The sequence below is a fragment of the Alteromonas sp. ABH4_452 genome, assembly GCF_056311825.1.
In genome coordinates, this window is sequence record NZ_CM149973.1 from 4,086,618 (window position 1) to 4,108,970 (window position 22,353).

The 22,353-nt window shown below is 45.2% G+C and carries 18 protein-coding genes and 1 pseudogene; 7 read left to right on the forward strand and 12 right to left on the reverse strand.

The annotated features are described in order from the left end of the window. Positions 1–59 precede the first annotated feature (59 nt). The 12 genes from ACYX4N_RS17550 to djlA all read right to left on the reverse strand — a co-directional run bounded on the left by ACYX4N_RS17550 (position 60) and on the right by djlA (position 12,952). Positions 60–428, reverse strand: coding sequence for a YbaN family protein (locus ACYX4N_RS17550; RefSeq protein ID WP_476054949.1), 369 nt, complete (start codon positions 426–428; stop codon positions 60–62). Between the two features lie 301 nt (positions 429–729). Then, positions 730–1,680 carry a nucleoside triphosphate pyrophosphohydrolase gene (mazG, locus tag ACYX4N_RS17555; protein WP_476054950.1) on the reverse strand — a complete coding sequence of 317 codons (951 nt, stop codon included), beginning with the start codon at positions 1,678–1,680 and terminating at the stop codon, positions 730–732. Further along, entirely contained in the window at positions 1,658–3,841 is a 2,184-nt protein-coding gene (relA, locus tag ACYX4N_RS17560; RefSeq protein ID WP_476054951.1) for a GTP diphosphokinase, read from the reverse strand. The genes mazG and relA overlap by 23 nt, the downstream gene beginning before the upstream one ends. 12 nt (positions 3,842–3,853) lie before the next feature. Then, a complete protein-coding gene (rlmD, locus tag ACYX4N_RS17565; RefSeq protein WP_476054952.1) occupies positions 3,854–5,314 on the reverse strand; it encodes a 23S rRNA (uracil(1939)-C(5))-methyltransferase RlmD in 1,461 nt (486 codons plus the stop codon). 146 nt (positions 5,315–5,460) lie between these two features. Further along, positions 5,461–5,838 (reverse strand): holo-ACP synthase, encoded by a 378-nt coding sequence (acpS, locus tag ACYX4N_RS17570; RefSeq protein WP_476054953.1) that lies wholly within the window; start codon positions 5,836–5,838, stop codon positions 5,461–5,463. A 27-nt stretch (positions 5,839–5,865) separates the two neighbouring features. Then, positions 5,866–6,603 (reverse strand): pyridoxine 5'-phosphate synthase, encoded by a 738-nt coding sequence (gene pdxJ, locus ACYX4N_RS17575; RefSeq protein WP_474808633.1) that lies wholly within the window; start codon positions 6,601–6,603, stop codon positions 5,866–5,868. Between the two features lie 275 nt (positions 6,604–6,878). Beyond that, complete coding sequence (gene recO, locus ACYX4N_RS17580; protein WP_476054954.1) at positions 6,879–7,592, reverse strand: DNA repair protein RecO; 714 nt, start codon at positions 7,590–7,592, stop codon at positions 6,879–6,881. Between the two features lie 102 nt (positions 7,593–7,694). Further along, on the reverse strand, positions 7,695–7,976 hold the full coding sequence (locus ACYX4N_RS17585) for a hypothetical protein (RefSeq protein WP_476054955.1): 282 nt from the start codon (positions 7,974–7,976) through the stop codon (positions 7,695–7,697). Between the two features lie 99 nt (positions 7,977–8,075). Beyond that, complete coding sequence (gene recJ / locus ACYX4N_RS17590; protein WP_476054956.1) at positions 8,076–9,797, reverse strand: single-stranded-DNA-specific exonuclease RecJ; 1,722 nt, start codon at positions 9,795–9,797, stop codon at positions 8,076–8,078. Between the two features lie 250 nt (positions 9,798–10,047). Further along, complete coding sequence (gene dsbC, locus ACYX4N_RS17595; RefSeq protein ID WP_476054957.1) at positions 10,048–10,770, reverse strand: bifunctional protein-disulfide isomerase/oxidoreductase DsbC; 723 nt, start codon at positions 10,768–10,770, stop codon at positions 10,048–10,050. Positions 10,771–11,155: 385 nt separating this feature from the next. Continuing rightward, on the reverse strand, positions 11,156–12,082 hold the full coding sequence (gene xerD / locus ACYX4N_RS17600) for a site-specific tyrosine recombinase XerD (RefSeq protein ID WP_179982414.1): 927 nt from the start codon (positions 12,080–12,082) through the stop codon (positions 11,156–11,158). After that, positions 12,083–12,952, reverse strand: a complete 870-nt coding sequence (gene djlA / locus ACYX4N_RS17605; protein WP_476054959.1) for a co-chaperone DjlA — start codon at positions 12,950–12,952, stop codon at positions 12,083–12,085. It abuts the gene before it with no gap. Between the two features lie 400 nt (positions 12,953–13,352). Between djlA and lptD the strand changes: the two genes are divergently transcribed. From lptD to ACYX4N_RS17640, 7 genes and pseudogenes are all read left to right on the forward strand, one after another. Next, the gene (lptD, locus tag ACYX4N_RS17610; RefSeq protein WP_476054960.1) at positions 13,353–15,611 is read left to right on the forward strand and encodes an LPS assembly protein LptD; all 2,259 of its coding nucleotides are present in this window, start codon (positions 13,353–13,355) and stop codon (positions 15,609–15,611) included. A gap of 49 nt (positions 15,612–15,660) precedes the next feature. Continuing rightward, a pseudogene (gene surA, locus ACYX4N_RS17615) lies at positions 15,661–16,953 on the forward strand (peptidylprolyl isomerase SurA); the annotation flags it as partial. Between the two features lie 13 nt (positions 16,954–16,966). Further along, positions 16,967–17,953, forward strand: coding sequence for a 4-hydroxythreonine-4-phosphate dehydrogenase PdxA (gene pdxA / locus ACYX4N_RS17620; protein ID WP_179982410.1), 987 nt, complete (start codon positions 16,967–16,969; stop codon positions 17,951–17,953). After that, on the forward strand, positions 17,950–18,777 hold the full coding sequence (gene rsmA / locus ACYX4N_RS17625) for a 16S rRNA (adenine(1518)-N(6)/adenine(1519)-N(6))-dimethyltransferase RsmA (RefSeq protein WP_474808649.1): 828 nt from the start codon (positions 17,950–17,952) through the stop codon (positions 18,775–18,777). The genes pdxA and rsmA overlap by 4 nt, the downstream gene beginning before the upstream one ends. Before the next feature lie 8 nt (positions 18,778–18,785). Next, complete coding sequence (apaG, locus tag ACYX4N_RS17630) at positions 18,786–19,160, forward strand: Co2+/Mg2+ efflux protein ApaG (RefSeq protein WP_118490240.1); 375 nt, start codon at positions 18,786–18,788, stop codon at positions 19,158–19,160. Positions 19,161–19,167: 7 nt separating this feature from the next. Further along, the gene (locus ACYX4N_RS17635) at positions 19,168–19,995 is read left to right on the forward strand and encodes a symmetrical bis(5'-nucleosyl)-tetraphosphatase (protein WP_476054961.1); all 828 of its coding nucleotides are present in this window, start codon (positions 19,168–19,170) and stop codon (positions 19,993–19,995) included. A 283-nt stretch (positions 19,996–20,278) separates the two neighbouring features. Next, a complete protein-coding gene (locus ACYX4N_RS17640) occupies positions 20,279–22,303 on the forward strand; it encodes a HAMP domain-containing methyl-accepting chemotaxis protein (RefSeq protein ID WP_474808655.1) in 2,025 nt (674 codons plus the stop codon). Positions 22,304–22,353: the final 50 nt, after the last annotated feature.

A 22,353-nucleotide genomic window follows, 5' to 3' on the forward strand; every position in this document is an offset into this window, starting at 1 on the left:
TCGATTTCTTCAATTACGGGATATTCACTTGTGAAGGCTTATTGAGCTTCGGTACAGCTCTAGATCGCTGGGATACTGGGGCGCGTAACTACGAAATATGCGCCTATTCCCATAAACATTGCGATGCCTATGTAAGCGGGAATTGGCATTGATGCAAATAGACAAATAAGAATAAAACTTATCAGCATACTGCAACACGCTATGCATTTTACCTTTTTAGATATTGCACCGTGTTTACGCCACGCAACCAGACTAGGCCCATATTTGGGGTGCTGAATAAGCCAACTTTCAAGGCGCGGTGAGGATTTAGTGAAACAGAAAAGCGCACCTATCAAAAATACCGTTGTCGGCATTACGGGTAAGAAGGCACCTACAATACCTAAACACGTTAAAAACAACCCTAACGATAAATACAGTACTTTTTTCATAAAACGGTTGCGCCCAATTCAGTCCAACTCCTTGGTCAGTGTTGTCTGTTAACACCGGCTAAGCACCATTCCAACGTGCTAGTTTAGTACACAGATTATAGACAAAATGGATCTATATGCCCTTGTCGTAAATCAAACCTACTTACTAAACATATGACAAAATGGCAAAGTTTCCATCTACATTGGTCTAATTTTTTGACCTTTATGCGTGATGTATTTATACACAAGTAGCCCAAAATCTTTGAGACAAACTAGACGTTGAATAACCTGTGACTGTGTTTTTAAAGCGTAGCTAAACAATTCACTTAGTATTAGAAGATTGTTTAACCTGCTGCCACAGCGCTTCCATTTCATCTAAAGTCAATGCTTCAAGCTTCTCGCCCTGCTCTGCAGCTAAACGCTCTACGCCTTTAAAACGGTTGGCAAACTTGTTACTGGCGTTGCGAAGCGCAGTATCAGCATCCACTTTGCAATGCCTTGCCAAATTAACCATGGCAAAAAGCGCATCACCAATCTCTTCTTCAATAGCTTGTTGGTTGTCATGCATATCATTGCTTGAAGGCTTTTTGTCAGTACTGTTTTCACATAGAAGGCGTTGCTTCGTATCAAGCTCTTGCTGAATCTCTTCTACTTCTTCGCGTACTTTATCAATAACAGGTGCGGCGTCAGGCCAGTCAAAGCCTACCTTTGCACAGGCTTTTTGCAGCTTTTGCGCGTACATAAGTGCCGGCATACCTTTGGGTACGCTATCTAAAATACTGGTATCTACTGCTTCGCCGACTTGCTTTAAGCGCTGCTTTTTAAGCTGCTTTTCTTGAGCTTTAATTGCATCCCACTGCGCGTTTAAAGCGCTGTCGTTCAACTGGGTACGTTCGCCCGTGACGTTTTCAGTTGTATCGCCAGCGCTCTCAGATGCAAGCTGATTAGCAAACACATGAGGATGGCGACGCACGAGTTTTTCGCTAATGCTTTGTGCCACATCGTCAAAAGAAAATGCACTCGATTCACTAGCGATTTGCGCGTAAAACACCACTTGAAACAACAAATCACCGAGCTCATCTTTGATATCGTGCATATCACCAGCGGCAACAGCATCAGCCACTTCGTAGGCCTCTTCTATGGTGTAGCGAGTTAGGCTTTCCATGGTTTGTTTCACATCCCACGGACATCCAGATTGCGGGTCGCGCAGCTGCGTCATAATGTCCAGCAGCCGCTGCATTTCGTCAAGGCTAGCTTTGCTTGCGTTTTGCATCTGTCACGCCTTTAAGTTGTCGCAATTGGGTTAACACTTTTGACACTCTTTCAAGGTCATTAACTTCGATAGATATGGTAATTAGTGCCGTCTGCCTGTTTTTATCACTTAAGCTGTTTACTCCTAAGAGCGGTACGTTTTCATTTGCCAACACGGTAGTTATGTCGCGCAACAGGCCGTTTCTATCGTGGCAAAATATATCAATGCCCGTCTCAAAACCCACTTTAAGCTCATGTGACCAATTCACTTCGATCTGACGCTCAGGGTGCTGTGACAGCAAGTGCTGCAGCTGACTGCAACTTTCTTTGTGAACGCTTACGCCACGGCCTTGCGTGATATAGCCTAAAATAGCCTCGCCGGGAACTGGCTTACAGCAGTTAGCCAGCTGACTCATTAAGTGCCCCACGCCCTGCACGACTACGGCGTCTTTTTTGCCCGTGCCTGCCGCAGTCTTGCGTGTTTTCACCTTAGGGCTAATTTCAGGCTCAGGGGCTGGAGGTTCTTGCAAGTGATGAATAAAGTTAATCACCTGCATAACGCGCACATCACCGGCACCTACCGCAGTGTACAAGTCATCAAGGGTTTGTAAGTTAAACTTCTCAAACGCCTCGTTAGGTACTTTGGCGGGCAAGTGGGCACGCTGAAGTTCGCGTTCTAGCAGCTCTTTACCGGCAGCAAGGTTTTTGTCTCTGTCCTGCTTTTTAAAGAAAGAATGGATAGTGGCACGGGCCCGCGATGAATGCACATAGCCAAGGCCCGGATGCATCCAGTCGCGGCTTGGGTTTGGCTCTTTCCCGGTTAATACTTCTATTTGGTCGCCACTTTGCAGCAAGTAAGTAAACGGCACTATACGCCCATTCACTTTTGCGCCAATACAGCGATGCCCTACGTTGCTGTGAATGTAGTAGGCAAAATCAAGAGGTGTAGCGCCTTGAGGAAGGTCAATAACATCGCCTTTCGGTGTAAACACGTACACCCTATCATCAAACACTTGGCTGCGAAGTTCTTCAACCAAATCGCCAGATTCCGCCACTTCTTCTTGCCATGCAAGTATGCGACGAAGCCAGTTTATACGCTCGTCATAGCCGGATTGTTTACCCGTACTGCCCTCTTTATATTTCCAGTGTGCAGCCACACCCAGCTCTGCATCCTGATGCATTTTCTGCGTGCGAATTTGAATCTCAACCGACTTTCCTTCAGGCCCCACGATCACCGTGTGAATAGACTGGTAACCGTTAGGTTTAGGGGTTGCGATATAGTCGTCGAATTCGTTAGGTAAGTGTTTATAGCTTGCGTGAACGGTACCTAACGCTGCGTAGCAATCTTGAAGTCGCTCGGCAATAATACGTACTGCACGAATATCAAAAAGCTGCTCGAACGTAAGGCGCTTTTTCTGCATTTTCTTCCAAATGCTGAAAATATGTTTGGGCCGGCCATAAACCTCAGCGCGGATCTCTTCACCATCAAGTAGGCCTTGCAAGTCGCCCACAATAGTTTCTATATACTCGGCACGCTCTCTGCGCTTACCGTCTAACTGCTTGGCAATTTGTTTGTAGGTAATGGGGTGTAGGTAGCGAAACGCGAGATCTTCAAGTTCCCATTTTAACTGCCCGATACCCAAGCGGTTTGCCAATGGCGCATAAATACTGGCGCACTCTCGTGCCACCATAACACGGGTTTCTTCGTCAGCTTTTTTAACCTGTTGTAGTGCACAAATACGCTCGGCCATCTTGATAACAACGGCGCGTACGTCTTCTACCATCGCCAGCAACATGCGGCGAATGCTGTCTATGTGCTGCTCGTCTGATCTTTCAGCAAAGCCAGAGCCGTTCACTTTACGGGCATGTAACGACTTGATGGCATCCATTCGACGCACGCCAACGATAAGGTCTCGAATCTCCCCACCAAATTCATCAACAATATCTTCTTCACTTAAAGCGTGCTGTTCGCAATAAGGAAACACCAAGGCTGCCTGAAGCGTTGCATCATCCATATTAAGCTGACACAAAATCTCAACCATTTCCTGACCAACCAATAGTCGCTCAGGAATGGAAGACACAGCACTTAGCTTATCTTTTGTTTCTGCACTCAGCTCAAGACTGTCTAGCCAGGCTTCAAAGGGGGGCCGGTCTGCTTCGTGGACCTTTCTTGTTGATACCATATCCTTTACTCGTTACTGCTGCTTTCGCGTAAACAAGGCCATCATTTCCATGTGATGGGTGAAGGGGAACATTTCTGCTACGCCCGCTTTTTCCATTTCATAACCTCCGTCTATCAACACTTTTGCGTCTCTAGAAAACGTACTTGGATTGCAAGAAACATACACTATCGTTTTTGGTAGTGCTTTTACAAGCGCATGACAAACGGTCAATGCCCCTTCTCTTGAAGGGTCAAGCAGTACCTTATCAAAGCCCTGCTGTAATGATGCCTCGACGTTGGTCTTATCTGCCAAATCTAAATGCAGCCACTCGACATTTTTAATGCCCTGTCGCTGTGCATTGTCTTTTGCGCGGCGCACCATTTCTGCCACACCCTCTACCGCTTGTACCCGTGCACCTGACTTAGCAATAGGTAAGGTAAAATTGCCCAGCCCGCTAAACCAATCGGCAATACGTTCGTTGGGCTGTGGGTTTAGCCAACCTATTGCCTGCTTGATCATTTTTTCGTTAACCACTTTATTTATTTGAATAAAGTCATTAGCACTAGGAGAAATAGAACAGTCATTTATCGTGTTAATGACCATATCAGTACCACGCCCCACACTGCGTATTTGCCCTTGCTTATTTTCAAGCTTTAACTCAATACTGTGATCGCCAACCGATGAACTCGTGTTCACCAATTCGCTCACCGCATCAATAAGCTCTGCCTCAAGGGCTTTAATATGTTTAATAACAAGGTGCGAGATATTATCACCGGCGATAAGGCTGATGTGTCCAATGTGTCGAGCTGACTCGAAGCCTGTAAGCGCGTTTTGTAAAGGGCCAATGATATTAGATAAAGGGTCGACCAGTATTGGGCAACTTTCTATATTAACGACGTTGTTGCTATTCGCTTCACGAAAGCCTAGTTTAATTTGATTGGGGTTGCGGGCATCGATAGCCAGTCTTGCTTTTCTGCGATATTGAGGGCGAGGTCCCACTAACGGTGCTTGCCAAACATTTGGCTTCACTGCCAATTGACGTTCCATCATCACTTTAAGGGCGTTGTCTCTTTGCTTAAGGGCAGCATCGGGCTTTATGTGCTGTAGCTGACAACCACCACATGCATCAAACACTGGGCAAAAAGGCGCTTGCCTTGCTTCACTTGGCGAATGAATATTTGTCGCCTTCGCGTTAATCACTTTCTTTTTGCTAGATAGCACCTCTATGTCGCAGGTTTCCCCAACAAGGGCACCTTCAACAAACATCATGGGGTTACCGCGCACTACGCCATGGCCCATCCAGTCGATATCTTCAATGGTAACCGTATTAGACTTTTGGCTTTTATTGCCTTGTGAGGCTTTATTAGATTTTCCAAATCGAAGTCCTGCGACCTGCGCGTTGGCGCTAGCATTACCTTTCTTTGCATTGCCCCTTAGGCGGGAAGACGCTGTGTCTTTTTGCTTGCTGCGTGATTTTTTAAAAAGGTTTGCCAAGTGTGACTCCGGTAACTTGCTTTGCGTGGTTTGATATTTGTAGCGTTTTTTATAAACGCAGACCAGATAGATGTCATCTACCTGGGCTTCATTGAGTCTGCGTTTTCGTAGTGCGCGTTTTAGTTAACGCCCGCTTTAGTAAATGATTAGGATTCTAGTATAACGGTGGCGACGGCGTAATGCTGCTCATCTGAAATACTGATAACGCTTCGGGTAATGCCCCGTGCCTCACACATAGCAGCAAATTCACCAGAAAAATAAAGTTCGGGCGCCCCTAGGTCGTTGTTACGCACTTCTATGTGTTGCCAACTTATTCCATTTCCAATACCCGTACCGAGGGCTTTCACCGCGGCTTCTTTCGCGGCGAAACGTTTTGCTAAAAAGCGTACTGGTGTAGCGTGCTCACTAAACGTCTGCCACTCGGCAGGCGTAAGTACTCGCTTGGCTAAACGTTCATTGGCACCGTCACCTTTACCAAGTCGCGCTATCTCTACAATGTCAGTACCTAGCCCTGCAATTGCCACGTTATCTACACCCTTTTGAATCTAAGCTTAAATGCCCGCGCGAGCTTCAAGCATCAGCTTACGCATATCAGCCACTGCTGTGTGAAGACCGTCAAACGCGGCGCGAGCGATGATAGCATGACCAATATTAAGTTCGATTAGCTGAGGAATAGCGGCAATTGGTTTAACGTTGTGATAGTGCAAGCCGTGACCCGCATTCACTTTAAGCCCTAAACTGTCAGCATACTCAATACCTTCAACTAAGCGAGCCAGCTCTTTTTGCTGCTCATCTTCACTGGTAGCTTCTGCGTATTGTCCGGTGTGAATTTCAATATAAGGCGCGTTACATGCTGCCGCTGCATCAATTTGCGCTTTATCTGCGTCGATAAACAAAGACACTAGGATGTTTGCATTCGCAAGACGCTCGCACGCTGCTTTGATGTTCTCGAAATTGCCCGCTACATCGAGTCCACCTTCGGTAGTCAGCTCTTCGCGCTTTTCTGGTACTAGACAGCAAAAAACAGGTTTTACTTCTTCTGCAATGGCCAGCATTTCATCGGTTACTGCCATTTCCAGATTAAGTCGGGTGTTAATGGTTTGCGCTAAAATACGTACGTCGCGATCTTTGATATGACGGCGATCTTCACGTAAGTGAACGGTAATGCCGTCTGCACCTGCACGCTCAGCAATGTCAGCAGCATGCACTGGATCTGGATAATGTGTACCGCGCGCATTGCGAAGCGTTGCGATATGGTCGATGTTAACGCCTAATAGAATCGTGCTCATTTCACCACCTAACCTGTAAGAGCGAAAGAAGATGCCTGCTCTTTATGTTTAATACATTATTTAAAGGGCGCAAACACCCTTCTTTAGAAAGTGGTGATTGTAGCAAACTTTTTTATAGAAGGTGCTGTTTAAGCATTTGAGTTAAGAGAAAATAATTTAAAGAAACTGACAGTGACAGCAGGTTTACTCAAACACATAAGTTCTCATAAAATAAAGTGTTTAGGGGTAAGTGCTCAAATGCGTTAGGGTGTTAGCGATGTTAACTTTTTTATGCCCTAGCGGGGCTTCGGCATAAATAGTTCGCGGCTTTTAAGCGGCTTATCGCCAATGAGCGGTTTAAGCAAGTCGCGACAAAGCACTTTAGCAACCTTCTTGCTAAGCGGGGTAAACTCTCCCTGTGACAAACTAAGCAGTGCTCGCCCGGGAAAGCCTCGCATCCCCCTCGTGCCAGCCATATCTTCGGGAATAGGCACAAAGCCCGCATCTATTTGAAAGTTATAGCTACCTGTTTCTTCTATTGGCATTTCGTATTCTACGTCAGTAGTGAAGTCGGGAAGTAACCCCATTTCATCAAGTAGTGCAAATTCGAACTGTCGCAAGGTCACTTCTATGTCGCTATTATCACGAAGGGACAGTAATGCATTCTCATAAGCATTGTGCACACCGTCGCTGGCGAGGCCCGCCGGCATAACGCGGTTGGTTAGCTCGTTTACATACATGGCACAAAACAACGCTGTGCCTACAAGATTGATGGACGGGGCGACGCTTTCAACGTGACGTAGGTTTTTTAACTCTGACTTTCCACTAAACTGTAGGCGAAGATGCTGGAAAGGTTGAAGCAGGCTCTTTTTATCTGACTTACTGTTTTTCACGCCTTTAGCTACCGCACTAACACGCCCCTCTTCTAGGGTGAAAAAGTCAACAATATAGCTGGTCTCCCTGTAAGGGCGTCTATGCAGTACATAGGCATTTAACCATTCATTATTCATTGTTGTTCACTATGGTTTAGCACCGAACCGGTAGCTATTTAGGTGCAAGTTAAAAGGTGTAAGTCAAAAAAGGTTTATCTTAGCGGCAAGGGCAGTGACTTATTAGCTGCGTTTAATTCTTACCACTTTCATGGTTTCAAATTCAATGCCGGCCACCTCTTTTACATGGCGATAGTAAGTTACGTTTACTCGTGCCCCTTTTAAGCTTTGATATTGCTGTTTTCGCCGGTAAATAAAAGGGACATCAATGCCTTCAAGCATAATGGTATGGCGTATCCAATCGCTGTCTTTTTCTTCACGCTGAACGTGAGAAATTACTTTAACGTTATCGGTTTGATTAAGCTGACTATGCTTTTCCACCAGCTTCTGTCGTTCGCTTTTCACCCTTGCCTCTTTTTTCTTGTTTTTTAGTTCTTTAGCACGTATCGCTTTTTGACTAGCTAGGTTTTCTAAGACTCAATGTTGTACCTAAATCAACTTCGCTTAAACCGCTTCTATTTGCTCAATAATAAGCTGTACAGTTTCTTGCCCTCTGAAAACATTGATATCCAGGCGGTAAGCGATATGTACACGCTTTACCATGGCATTAGGCCATGCTTTTAAATCAACGTTAAACGCAATAGCGTCTACTTCATTGGCGCCGTCACTTTTCAACACCATCTTAAGGTGCTTTTGTCCCACCAGGCGCTGATCGAGAAGCGTAAATTCTCCATCAAATAACGGTGATTCAAAGCCCTGCCCAAACGGACCGGCCTGGCGCAATAAATGCGCAAAAGGCAAACACAATTCTTCTGAAGATAAATCACCATCAGAGAGCAATGCATGATTGCCATCAAGCTTTTCCATATGGGTACGAGCAACATCAACAAAAGCTCGTTCAAAATCTGGAAGCTTTGCGACAGGCAAGCTCAATCCTGCGGCCATGGCGTGCCCACCAAATTTCTCGATAACGCCAGGGAAGCGTGTGTTTACTTCATCAAGTACATCGCGGATGTGCACGCCAGGAATTGAACGCGCTGAGCCTTTAATAACAATATCGTCTTGATGAGCGAAAGCGATAACAGGTTTAAGATACTTCTCTTTTAAACGCCCTGCCACAATCCCAATCACGCCTTGGTGAAAATCTTCGCGATAAACCACCAGCGCGCTTGGCATATCGCCTTCATCCAGCGCCATTTGCTCTAGTACAGTCTCGGCTTGCGCTTTCATGCCGGTTTCAATTTCACGGCGCTCCTTGTTAAGTGCATCGAGCTCTGCCGCTATCATTCGCGCTTGAATGGTTTCATCTTCTAATAAGCAAGCGATGCCTTGCGACATATCGTCTAAGCGACCAGCGGCATTAAGTCTTGGGCCTACTACAAAACCCAAGTCGGTCGAAGTTAGATGGGCACAATCGCGGTTTGCCACTTCAACTAGTGCCTTGATACCAGGTCGACACTTACCAGCTCGAATACGTTGAAGCCCTTGATGAACTAGAATTCGGTTATTTTTATCTAAAACCACCACATCGGCCACGGTGCCAACAGCAACAATATCTAACAGAGACGCTAAGTTAGGTGGTGCAATACCTACTTTCTCAAAATACCCTTGTTGCTGTAGCTCAGCTTTGAGCGCGAGCATGATATAAAATGCCACACCCACGCCAGCTAAATTTTTAGAAGGGAATTCACAGCCAGGTTGGTTAGGGTTCACTATCGCATCAGCTGGCGGTAATGTATTACCCGGCAAGTGGTGATCGGTCACAACAACCTGCATGCCTAAGGATTTTGCATGGGTCACACCGTCAATACAGGATATGCCGTTATCCACGGTTACTATAATGTCTGCGCCTTGTTTAGCTGCCTCATCGACAATAGGTACGCTAAGCCCATAACCAAAATCAAAGCGGTTAGGTACCAGGAAATCAACGTTGTGATAACCCATGGCTCGAAGCGCCAGTATACATACCGACGTACTGGTAGCGCCATCGGCATCAAAATCGCCCACTATGATAACGCGCTTATTTTGCACAACGGCATTGGCAAGGATTTGCGCGGCTTGAGGCATCCCTTTTAATACGTTGAAGTGCGTAAGCCCCTTAAGGCCATTCTCCAAGTCTTCGATATTCGCAATATTGCGACCGCGATAAATTCTGTCGATAACAGGGTGTAAGTCGGAACTTAACGAGGCGCCGGAGACCTCACGGCGAACAATAGGCAAAATCATGAAATACCACTAAACCAATACTGTGATTGCAGTTGTCTTAAACAGTTAATACGAATCAAGTTTAGGCAAACTTAAATTGAACATATTCGATAAAGAATGAAAATTTTCAAATAGAAGTTCTGCGCTAACTGCAAAGTGAAACCATACGAAAGAACGTAAGAAAATAACGCGATGAATCATACCGCAGAAAACAAAAAAACGCACAGTGCGTGCGTTTTTTTTCATGTCAGAAACTATGGAGTTTAAATGACTACTCTTCGCCTTCCAACGCTTTTGCGAGCAATGCGGCTGGCTGATAACCAGGAATCAATGAACCATCAGGCAACACGATATTAGGTGTGCCGTTCACCCCTAGCTTTTGACCTAGCATATATTGCTCTGCCACTTTGTTTTTGCAGCTTGCGCTTGCCACATCACTGCCTGCCTTCGCTTTAGTTAACGCTTTTTGCGGGTTTTCAGCGCACCATACTGACACCATATCGTTGTAGTTTTCACTGTTTAAACCAGAACGTGGAAACGCAAGGTAATGAACCGTAATACCGGCATCGTTAAGCTCGTCAATTTCGTTATGGAATTTACGGCAATATCCGCAGGTGATGTCTGTAAACACGCTAATTTCGTGCTTTTCGTTTTCCGCTTTAAACGTAATAGACGACGATTCCATTGATGCTACGCCCTCTTTACGCAAGCCTGAAAGAGCAAGCTCTGTTTCGTTGCGCATTTCTTCATCAATGTTAAAAACGCGAGCCTGAAGCAAATATTGTCCATTTTCACTTACATAAAACAAACCGCGGTTTGTAGATACCTGAACTAAGCCAGATACAGGAGAATCGGCAATGGTTTCTACATCTAGTCCAAGCATTGACGTTAGTTTATCGCGGATTGCGGCTTCGTCAGCAGCTTGCGCGCTCATCCCTAACAGAGAACCTGCCGCTACTACGCTGGCTAACAAAATTTTCTTTACTGCTTTCACTAAATACTCTCCATTTTGCCATTTAAGCTTGTTTGTACTCACTTGGCCTAGATTGCAGCTGCCTAAATATGTGCTTTCATCTTAAGGCAACCACTAAACATTTTCATACTCATTACTTTCAGACCGATGAACTTAACAAAAAATTGCACTTTTCACGCTAATTTTTTGTTTATCTGTGCATTTACGCTGTAACAGAATGCCATCGAGGTAACCGTGAGGTTAATAAACTACAACCCCCCAGTACTAGCCTACCACGCCTAATCTAAAGTAATTCTTCGGCTATATCCTATCACACCCCTTTTCATTTGATATATGTATAAGCAGAGGCTCGTCGTACACAAGGCTCAGTTTGTAGCATTCTCACTCAATGTGTTTTTTTGACTCTTTAGCCTCGGGGGTGATGACTATGAATAAGCGTCTGCAGTCGCTCTGTCGCTACATGGGTGTAAATTTGGGTTGTTGATAAATCGCTATGACCTAACAACATTTGTACTACACGTAAATCTGCTCCGTGGTTTAAAAGGTGGGTAGCAAATGCATGGCGTAGTGTGTGGGGGGATAGATGCTGTTCAATACCTGCTTTCACTGCATAGTATTTAATGCGATGCCAAAATGTTTGGCGTGTCATTTTTTGCCCGCGCTTGCTTAGAAAAACCACGTCAGACGTTTTTGTGGCAAGAATAGGTCGCGCGGTTTTTATATAGGTTAATAACCATTCGATTGCATCTTCCCCAAGAGGGACTAAACGCTCTTTGTTTCCTTTACCTACCACTCTTACCACGCCTTGTTGAAGGCTAACTTGGTCCATCGTTAACCCTATTAACTCACTCACACGCAGGCCCGTTGCATAAAGCACTTCAAGCATACTTTTGTCTCGGCATTCAATTGGGTCGTCAGTTAAAGGGGCATTAAGTAAATCTTCAACCTGCTGCTCGCTTAAAGAAGAAGGTAAGGCCTTTGGTGTTTTGGGATTGGACAACGCAGAAACAGGACTATCTACGCGAATTTGTTTACTTATAAGAAACACAAAAAAGGCGCGAATGGCACTAAGCGCGCGTTGCGTACTGCGAGTAGACAGGCCTTTATCATGGCGATAGGCAAGGTAATCTTGGAGCTGTTCAGTAGTCAGCACAGCAATATCCTTAACACCTTGATTGTTGCTGTAAATGGCAAGCTTAGTGAGGTCGGTGCGATAGCTTTGCTGAGTATGTTCTGACAGCCCTTTTTCGAGCCACAACATTTCAATAAAACCATCAATATGTGCCTGACTTGCCGCAGGCACATAGGTTAACTCACGTTCAATTTTTGCCATTTAGAAGCCACGCTTTTGCTTAATCAACTCATAAGCTGACTGAATATCTTGCGCTTTCTTTTTGGCAATCTCCATCGCCTGTTCTGGTAGACCTTTAGATACCAGTTTGTCTGGATGATGTTCAGCCATGCGTTTTCTGTAAGCACGCTTTATTACTTTCTCATCGTCAGATGCAGCTACGCCTAGAATGCGATAGGCATCATCTAAGCTTTGCTGTTCTGAGTAGGCCGATTGCTGTCCACGGTGCCGCTGTCCTGACCCCGAGTGAGCACGTTGCCCTGCACCTGAGTGTGCCCGCTGTCTGAATCGAATTTCAGCTTCATACATTGAAATAAGATAATCTAAATCACGACGCCTGAAACCCAATGGTTTCGCCACTTTTTCTAATACGTTGTATTCTTCTTGAGAAAGCTGACCGTCGGCAAACGCGGCTTGAATAAGAATTTCCAAGAACACTTGCAGAATATCCCGACGACCGTGGCTGGCATCATAGAAGCCTTTTAACGTATCAACTAATGGGAAGTCTCGTGCTTTACCCTCTCTGAATGCATCTTGCGCTTCGCGGCGGGCATCGCCTGTCAGGCGCATTTCGTCCATTAACGACGTAGCAATTTGAATTTCTCTATCAGTCACCTTACCGTCAGACTTAGCAAGATGGCCTAATGCACTAAACAAGCTATGGAAGAAAATGGCTTGCTGCTTTAAATTGTCCTGATCAGTAAAAAAGCGCCCAAAGCCACCTAGCTGATTAAAGTCTTGGCGGTAAGCTTTATCAAAAAAGTGTCCGACTATCAGCCCTAGGATCGCTCCTGGGATTTTTAAAAACATAAAGCCGAACAAGGCGCCGAGGACTTTTCCCCAAATTGACATCGCGTCATTCTCCGTTGGTGCACTGTTTAGAAAGTTGATGTTACTGTCGTTAGTTCACGCCTTGCACTGCGCGTTAAGTACATCATCATATCAAATACATAAGTTAATTAACTAGGGCTTAAGCAGAACGAAATCAAGCTTACTGCCGCTGTCTTTGATGTGTTGACCATATAAAAGTGCATTTTTTTACCTGAATGGTTGGTAATTGCGACAGAAGCGCTTAGAATTGAGCGCTTGAATAAAATAGTAATAGCTAGTGAGCTCGACGCTTTATTACAGTGAAAGAAATAAAGGGCGCGATCACTGGTTTTTTTAATCGTTATGTCGAACTAACCGAGACGCACGTCGTCTTACTTGGGTTTAAAAGCAACATACAACAAAACAGGCCACCCATTTACGCATGAAAAACACCTGCGCCATGCTTGTTTCCGCGACTCTTTTGCCTACGGTCGCGTTTGCACAGGAAACGACAGCTTCAAATTCTCAATCAATCTCAGATGCAGCCCCTCTTGCATTTTGCTCAGTCGAACCTGTTACTTTTAGTAGCCAAGCATTGATGCCTAAAGGCCATGTTAAAGTTGAAGCTAATCGTACAGAAATCATTCAAGACACTGTAGCCTTGTTTTCTGGCAATGTAGACATAACGTCAGACACCGCAATAATTAGTGCCTCTCAGGCACAAGTTAATGGAACCGGTAGTGGGCGCGACCTTATAGCAAAAGGCGATGTAACCTACCAAGATGCGCAGCTGAAAGTGGAAAGCGATGCGGTAACCTTGCGTTCTGAAGAAGAGCGCTTGGAGATGCAAAATACCCGCTATAAGCTGACTGGGTTTGTAGGGCAAGGCGCCGCCGAAGATATTGTGTTAGATACAGATACCGGCATAGTACTTAAAGAGGTAAGTTTCTCTACTTGCCCTGAAGGTGATGAAGACTGGATGATTCGCGCCAGCGAAATCAGCTTAGAAAAAGGAACAGTATGGGGGCAAGCAAAACACACCCGCTTCTATATTGCCGATGTTCCAGTATTTTATTTGCCTTATTTTGCGTTTCCAGTAAGCAATGAACGACAAACCGGCTTATTATTTCCCGAGCTGACAAGCTCTAGTCGAACTGGCGTAGACTACACTCAGCCTTTTTACTGGAATATTGCGCCTAACTACGACATGACCATTTCCCCACGGTTGATGTCATTGCGCGGTCTTCAGCTAAATACCGAGTTTCGTTATCTAACAGACCGCAGTCAAGGGACCGCCTACGTTGAATATTTACCAAGCGATTCGGATATTTCAGGTAACCCAGACCGATATTTTTACCGCCTTGAACACCAAGGATTAATTGCCGACAACTGGCTGCTCAATATTGATTTCAACGGCCTAAGTGACGATAACTACATAGTTGATCTTGGGTCAGACTACTACAGCCGCTCTGATACTCATTTATACCGGAATATTGGGTTGAGTTACTACTCTCAAAATCTTTCAGTCAGTATGCAGGTTAAAGATTTTGAAGTATTGGGTGATACTGCAGACAGCTATCGCGCTGTTCCAGAAATTAAAGTTAACTACAACAAAGCACTAGGCGAGTACTTTGAGTTTAACCTTGATTCAGAAGTCGCTCATTTTGACAACACATTAGATACTGCGCCAACCGCAACGCGATTTCACATTGCGCCAACGCTTGCCATGCCATTTCGCGCTGCATGGGGAGAATTTGTTGCAGAGACTTCATTATTTCAAACTGTGTATCAGCAAGACAATGTGGAAGGGACTGATTTAGAAGAAGATGTAGAGCGTACCCTTGGTCAGGCTCGCCTTTACGGTGCACTGTACTTTGAAAGAGATACATCTTGGTTTAGTGACGATATGTCGATGACCCTTGAACCAAAAGTTCAGTATCTTTACACGTCTTATGAAGACCAAACTGCCATCGGCTTTTATGACTCAACACCTCTGTTAACTGACGTTGAAGGCTTGTTTCGAGGACAGGAATTTACTGGTCTCGATAGAATTAGCGACAACAACCAGATTACCCTTGGTGCCACCACTCGCATGTTAGATAAAAACAATCGGGAACAATTCGTTCTTAGTGTGGGTCAGATATTCTATCTTGAAGATAATAAAGTGGTTGCGGCAACTAAAAACCAAGATCGATCAGCCCTTGCCGCTGAGGTAGATTGGCGCTTTAACCAAAATTGGTTTTTCCATTCTGATGTGCAGGTCACCACTGACACAGACAAAGTTGACCTGAGCAGCGTGGGCATTGAATACCGTAAAGATGACGCGCGCTTTATTCAATTAAGTCATCGCTACGTTCGCGACCTTAGTGGTGAAACCATTAATCAAATAGGTATTTCAGCAAGCTGGCCAATTTCTGAGAATTGGCAATGGGTTGGCCGTACTTACCGTGATTTAGAGCGCCATCGAAGTGTAGAAACCTACGCAGGTGTTCAATATGAGTCTTGCTGCTGGGCAGTTCGACTTGTCGCCCAGCGCAGTTTGAACAACCGCTACAACGACAGTGGCGTTCAGACAACGGATGATTTCGACTCTGGTGTGTCGCTACAGTTTATTTTCAAAGGTATAGGGTCATCTGGAACCCAAAGAAGCATGCTTGAAGACGGTATGTTTGGCTATCGCCAGCCTTATAGTTTAAATTAACCCGCAATTGAGCGCCTAGCAGCGCTTAAAAGCATTAACCAATAATAAAAGAGTGTGTATGAAGTTCATTATCCGTGCATTGATGTTAGGTGCCCTACTCTCGTTTAACAGCCTAGCACAAGAAGTGATGCTAGACCGCGTAGCTGTGATTGTTGATCAAGGCGTTATACTTGAGAGTGAAATTAAAGCCCTTGTACAAGACGTTAAGCGCAACGCTGAAGCTAACAACCAACAGCTACCTTCAGACCGCGCGCTTCGTACACAGGCTATTGAGCGTTTAATTACGAAGAGCCTTCAGCTACAAATGGCTGAGCGTATGGGTATTCGTATCAGTGACCCTCAACTTGAGCAAACCATTGGTAATATCGCGGCCAATCAAAATGCGACCGTAGAACAACTTCGCGCTCAATTGGCCGCTGAAGGCATTGCATATGATGACTATCGCGAAGATATACGTGAAGAAGTTATCATGGGTGAAGTGCGCCGCGCGAACGTACGCCGCCGCGTTTACATCACACCTCAAGAAATAGATACGCTGATTGATCTTATGGAGCAACAGGGTGCAACGCAGGCCGAATACCGTTTAGGTCATATACTTATTGGCTTTCCACCTGAACCAACAGACGAGGACATTCAGGCAGCACGTGAACGCGCGGACAAAGTAATAGCCTTGTTAGAATCAGGCTCTGATTTTGCTAAAATCGCCATTGCCTCATCATCGGGTAACGAAGCGTTAGAAGGTGGTGATATGGGCTGGCTTAATATTAACGCTATGCCAACGCTTTTCGCAGAAGCAATTCAGGACAAGGATAAGGATGCGCTTGTTGGTCCTATCCGAAGCGGCGCAGGTTTTCACATACTTAAAGTACTAGATACTCGCGGTATTGAGAAAGTTACCGTTGAAGAAGTGAACTCACGTCATATCTTGGTTAAGCCATCAATTATTTTGAGCGAAGAAAAAGCAAAAGAGATGCTAGTGCGCTTCAAAGAAGAATTGAAAAACGGTGAAGCGGACTTTGCAGAGTTAGCTAAAGAATATTCAGAAGACCCTGGCTCGGCCCTTCGCGGTGGCGAACTAGGTTGGTCTGACCCAGGCAATTATGTACCTGAGTTTAAAGAAGCATTATCACAGCTTGAACCTGGCGAATACAGCGACCCAGTGCGCACTGTTCACGGCTGGCACTTAATTCAACTTAACGACCGTCGCATGGATGACGCAACGGATAAACGTAAAGAAGATAAAGCATATCAGCTTATCTTTAACCGTAAATTTTCAGAAGAAACCGAAAACTGGTTACGTGAGATGCGTGATGCCGCTTACGTCGAAGTTGTCGAATCTTAATAATAAGTTATTCATGAGCACACCAATTAAAATAGCAATAACGCCGGGAGAACCGGCCGGTATCGGGCCAGATTTGATCATTAAACTGGCCCAAGAAACATGGCAAGCCCAGCTTGTCGTGTTTGCCGATGGCGACATGCTAAAAGCACGAGCAAGCGCCTTAGGGCTTCCGTTAACACTAATCGATTACGATGCAAATAACCCGCAGATTCAAGATGCGGGTTCGTTGTTTATAAAGCAGATAGACAAAACCGCTGATGTTATTCCCGGAACCCTTGATAGTGAGAACGGGCTTTACGTAGTCGAAACCTTACGCCAAGCGTGCCAGGCCAATATGGACGGCGACTTTGACGCTGTTGTAACTGGCCCGGTACACAAAGGTATTATTAACAAAGCAGGGGTGTCATTCAGCGGACATACTGAGTTTTTCGCTTATCAGTCTAATACCATTGATGTGGTTATGCTGTTAGCTACAGAAGGTTTAAATGTAGCGCTAGCTACGACTCACATCCCTCTTGAATACGTGGCAAAAGCGATAACCCGTGAGCGCCTACACAAAGTTATTCATATTATTAATACTGACCTGAAACTTAAGTTTGGCATCAATGAGCCTCACATTTACGTATGCGGATTAAACCCGCATGCGGGTGAAGATGGCCATATTGGTACTGAAGAGATCCACACTATCGTCCCAGCGCTAAATGAGCTAAGAGACGAAGGCCTTAAGATCACCGGCCCCCTGCCCGCTGACACTATATTTCAGCCTAAATACCTAGAAAATGCCGACGTTGTGCTAGCTATGTATCACGACCAGGGCTTACCCGTGCTAAAATACAAGGGTTTTGGGGCGTCAGTGAATATCACATTAGGATTACCTTTTGTTCGCACTTCAGTCGACCACGGTACTGCATTAGATTTAGCAGGTACAGGTGAAGCCGACGCCGGTAGTTTCAGAAAAGCATTGGAAAAAGCCATTGAGCTTGCACATCATCAACAATGAGTAAAACACATTTAGGCCATACGGCCAGAAAGCGATTCGGGCAGAATTTCCTACACGATGACTACGTGATAGGTAAAATTGTCGCAGCCATCGCGCCAAAAAATGAGCAAAACTTGGTAGAAATTGGACCAGGTTTAGGCGCATTAACAGACCCTGTTTGTGAAGAAGTTGACGCACTAACGGTTATTGAACTTGACCGCGACCTTGCCAAACGTCTGCGACACCACCCATTTAACGGTGAAAAACTAACCGTTATTGAACAAGACGCGATGACGATGGATTTCGGCGCACTATGCAAAGAAATGCCAATAAAAGACAAGAAGCTTCGCGTATTTGGTAACTTGCCTTACAACATTTCAACGCCGCTAATGTTCCACCTTTTTGATCATGCTCATTGCATCGAAGACATGCATTTTATGCTTCAAAAAGAGGTGGTGAACCGACTAGCTGCTGGACCGGGATCTAAAAATTACGGCAGGCTTTCAGTAATGGCCCAGTACTATTGCCACGTGATCCCTGTTTTGAATGTTCCGCCAGGTGCCTTCAAGCCACCTCCGAAGGTAGACTCGGCCGTTGTAAAACTAGTTCCACATCAAGCTCCACCCGTTGATGTTGAATCAGTAAATACCCTTGAGCGCGTTTGTGCACAGGCTTTTAATCAACGCCGAAAAACTATTCGTAACTCACTGAAAGACAGCTTAAGTGAGGAAGAAATCCGTGAGTTAGGGTTAGATCCAACTTCTCGCGCAGAAGTGTTATCGCTTAACGACTTTGCCACTATAGCTAACGCTGTATCGGCAAAAGAGCACCAACAAGAGCAATAAGTTCCTCTATGGATGTACTTGATATAAAGGTGCGGGTGAAAACCCGTCACCTTCCTGACCACCTGCCCTCAGATTCTAAGCAGTTCGCGTTTGCCTACCACATTACTATTGAAAACAATAGTGAGCATACCGTCCAACTGCTTAGTCGCTATTGGAAGATAACCGACGCTAACGGTAAAACGTCAGAAGTAGAAGGTGATGGAGTGGTAGGAAAACAGCCTATAATGAAAGCTGGTGAACATTTTGACTATACCAGTGGCGCAGTCATTGACACACCGGTTGGCAATATGGAAGGCTACTATGTAATGGAACTAGAAAGCGGTGAGCGTTTTCGCGTTCCTATAAACGTATTTCGCCTAGCCATTCCAAGCATTCTTCATTAAGGTTTCTATGTCTAAAGGTAACACCTACGTCATTGGCGATATTCAGGGCTGTTATGACGGTCTTCGTCGCGTATTGGATAAAGTAGAATTTGACGAGACAAACGACAAGCTGTTTGCTGTCGGTGACTTGGTTGCAAGAGGAGAAGATTCGCTTAGCACATTGCGCTTTCTGAAATCTCTTGGCAGCCAGTTTAATAGTGTTTTAGGTAACCACGACCTGCACTTACTTGCCGTTGTAAACGATATTCGCAAAGCCAAAAAGTCAGATAAATTAGACCCGCTTCTTAACGCTTCGGATTTAAACGAACTGGTTGATTGGTTGCGGCAGTTTCCTCTAGCGATGAAATTAGATGAAAACTCTGTGATGGTCCACGCGGGACTTTATCCTAAGTGGTCTATTGATGAGTGCGTTTCACTTAGTGATGAAGTTAGCAACATCCTTAAGTCCGCTGATTACGCCACTTTTCTTTCAAAGATGTACGGTAATACACCTGACAACTGGTCAGATAAACTCGAGGATGACGAGCGACTGCGCTTTATTGTGAATGCGTGTACGCGCATGCGGTTTGTTCATACCGATGGCACCCTCGACTTTGACAACAAGTCTCATCCCAGTACCGTTTCTGATTCTGCTATTAGCACCCTAAGGCCTTGGTTTGAAGTAGACAATACAAAGCTCACAGCTAGCCAGCGAGTTATTTTCGGACACTGGGCCGCCCTTTCAGGCCAGACAAACAACTCGCAGTTTGTTGGGTTAGATACTGGCTATGTATGGGGGCAAAGTATGACGCTATTGAATTTAGATACCTCAACTTTGGTTAGCGTACCAGCGTAGAATCATTGTTATATTCACGTCTTCAGATATGAAACTTGTCCGAATAAGAGTCAGCTTATCCTGCCTCAACTGGTTGTACCAGTAATAACAATTAGACTTAAGTGCTAAATAAAATAAACATTAAGTCACTGTAGCCGATACACTTACTTGTGAAAGTAACGATGATGTTTCGTTACCTGCTCAGCATTCAAGCATGCATCACTTTATAAGTGCTATATTTTGTTAGCTGAGGCGGGTAATATCGTTAGGGATAAAAATAAAAAACACTCATCCAGGAGTTCCGATGAAAATAACGGTAGCCACACGCGTAATCGGGGGGTTTGTAGCGATTAGCGCACTTCTAATCGTTATAAGTGTTGTGTCACTTTATAACCTCAATTCTATAGGCTCTGCAACAGAGGAAGTAAACGACGTTGCCTTGCCCACGGTAGCAGGCAGTAATGCACTCAAAGCAAGCTTCCTAAATATGGGTCGACTTACCTTCGAAAGCTATATCGAAGAAGATTTAAGTGATCTTAAGGACAAGAGAGCGTCATTTGGCACTGCCAAAGATACCTTTGAAAATGAGTACAATAAGCTAGCGCAGGCCGTTAGTAATGAGCCAGAGCTTAGAAACACGCTAAACAGTGTTCGTGAATCTTATGATGCGTATATTACCAATGTTGAGGCTATGTACAAAAATCACCAAATGTACCTCGACTTGCGAAACAATATACAAGACAAACTAGGTGATGCTGAAGATAACGCAGACGATGCCTCTACCTACCTTCTGGATTTTTCAGACCTAGACGAGGTTCAGCGCGATCCCAACCTCAGACGTGCTGCTGAGATCGGTGGTCAACTTGAAACTTCGCTTCTCTCTCTTCTTACTGTTTCATACGAGTACATTAAAACCGAAACACTGGTGCGTTCACAGACGCTCGGTAACGAGGTCGACCTTGTAGTTGAAAAAGTAGTTACCCAGCTAAGCGAAATGGTTGAAGCTGCGGGGGGTCGTGATGACTCAGGTACACTTGATGATATTAACGACTTAGTTAATGACGCCATCAACGCCATAAAAGCTAACGACGGCGTTGTGCAGCTTCATGTCGACCGACTAGAGCGCAGAAATGACGCTGAACAAGCACTTAACGCATCTGATTCAAATATTACGCAGGGTGTTGTCGCACTTGAAAACCTGCTGAATCTTGCTGATAAGAAAGCATCTCATATAGAAAATCAGGTGAACGGTGCTATTACAACAGGCAACACCTTTGTTATTGTTGTTGTTCTCATCTCTATTGCCGTAGCAGCCTTCATTGGCTACGTCACAGTTCGCGCTATTACACGCCCGCTTTATCGCGTAAACGAACTACTTACTGTTGCGTCATCAGGTGACCTTACTCATCGCCTAGACGATTCAGCGCAAGACGAGTTTGGGCTACTAGCAAGAAACTGCAATACGCTAATTGGCAACCTGAAAGAGCTGATTACTGCCATTAACGTTCGCGCAGAGCAGCTAGCTGCAGCGTCGGAACAAACGTCGGCAGTGACGGCACAAACCACCCACTCTATTCAGGATCAGAAATCACAAATTGGCCAAGTCGCAACGGCGACAACAGAAATGCACTCAACGTCGCAGCTTGTTGTGCAAAATGCCGAAGATACGCTTAGCCAAATTCGTCATGCAGATGCCGAAGCTGAAAATGTTCGCCAAATCTCGTTAGAGAACAAGAACACTATTGAGATCTTGTCTCGGGATGTTCAAGAAGCAGCCGACGTGATTAATAAGCTTCACCAAGATAGCGCAAGCATTGGCGGTATTCTTGATGTTATTCGCGGTGTCGCCGACCAAACTAACTTACTTGCATTAAATGCCGCGATTGAGGCTGCACGCGCCGGTGAACAAGGCCGAGGCTTTGCGGTAGTTGCAGATGAAGTAAGAACCCTCGCGAGTCGCACACAGGAGTCGACACAAGAAATCAACGCCATGATTGAAGTACTTCAAGCTGGGGCTGAAAAAGCGGTGTCTGTGATGGACCAAGGTAAAGAGCAAACCGCCGCCTGTGTTGCACAAACCGAAAAAGCCACGCAAGCGCTCGATATCATTACTGATGCGGTTCACAAAGCTCATGACGTTAGCTCTCAAATTGAGCAGTCAGCCCGTGAACAAAATACAGTCTCGCAAGAAATTAGTGAAAAGCTTGAAACCATTGTGGGCATTGCTGAAGAGACGACAGCGGGTGCACAGCAAACGTCTGAATCTAGCCATGAAGTGGCACGTCTTGCCGAAGAGCTACAGCAGTCTATCAGGCAGTTTAAGGTTTAGCCTCTTACAAGTAATACAAACAAAAAACGGTCGCCTTGAGGCGACCGTTT

Coding starts and splice junctions, on each gene's coding strand:
- ACYX4N_RS17550 (WP_476054949.1), bottom strand. CDS start 428: ATGAAAAAAGTACTGTATTTATCGTTAGGGTTGTTTTTAACGTGTTTA.
- mazG (WP_476054950.1), bottom strand. CDS start 1,680: ATGCAAAACGCAAGCAAAGCTAGCCTTGACGAAATGCAGCGGCTGCTG.
- relA (WP_476054951.1), bottom strand. CDS start 3,841: ATGGTATCAACAAGAAAGGTCCACGAAGCAGACCGGCCCCCCTTTGAA.
- pdxJ (WP_474808633.1), bottom strand. CDS start 6,603: ATGAGCACGATTCTATTAGGCGTTAACATCGACCATATCGCAACGCTT.
- recO (WP_476054954.1), bottom strand. CDS start 7,592: ATGAATAATGAATGGTTAAATGCCTATGTACTGCATAGACGCCCTTAC.
- recJ (WP_476054956.1), bottom strand. CDS start 9,797: ATGATTTTGCCTATTGTTCGCCGTGAGGTCTCCGGCGCCTCGTTAAGT.
- xerD (WP_179982414.1), bottom strand. CDS start 12,082: ATGGCAAAAATTGAACGTGAGTTAACCTATGTGCCTGCGGCAAGTCAG.
- djlA (WP_476054959.1), bottom strand. CDS start 12,952: ATGTCAATTTGGGGAAAAGTCCTCGGCGCCTTGTTCGGCTTTATGTTT.
- lptD (WP_476054960.1), top strand. CDS start 13,353: ATGAAAAACACCTGCGCCATGCTTGTTTCCGCGACTCTTTTGCCTACG.
- pdxA (WP_179982410.1), top strand. CDS start 16,967: ATGAGCACACCAATTAAAATAGCAATAACGCCGGGAGAACCGGCCGGT.
- rsmA (WP_474808649.1), top strand. CDS start 17,950: ATGAGTAAAACACATTTAGGCCATACGGCCAGAAAGCGATTCGGGCAG.
- apaG (WP_118490240.1), top strand. CDS start 18,786: ATGGATGTACTTGATATAAAGGTGCGGGTGAAAACCCGTCACCTTCCT.
- ACYX4N_RS17635 (WP_476054961.1), top strand. CDS start 19,168: ATGTCTAAAGGTAACACCTACGTCATTGGCGATATTCAGGGCTGTTAT.
- ACYX4N_RS17640 (WP_474808655.1), top strand. CDS start 20,279: ATGAAAATAACGGTAGCCACACGCGTAATCGGGGGGTTTGTAGCGATT.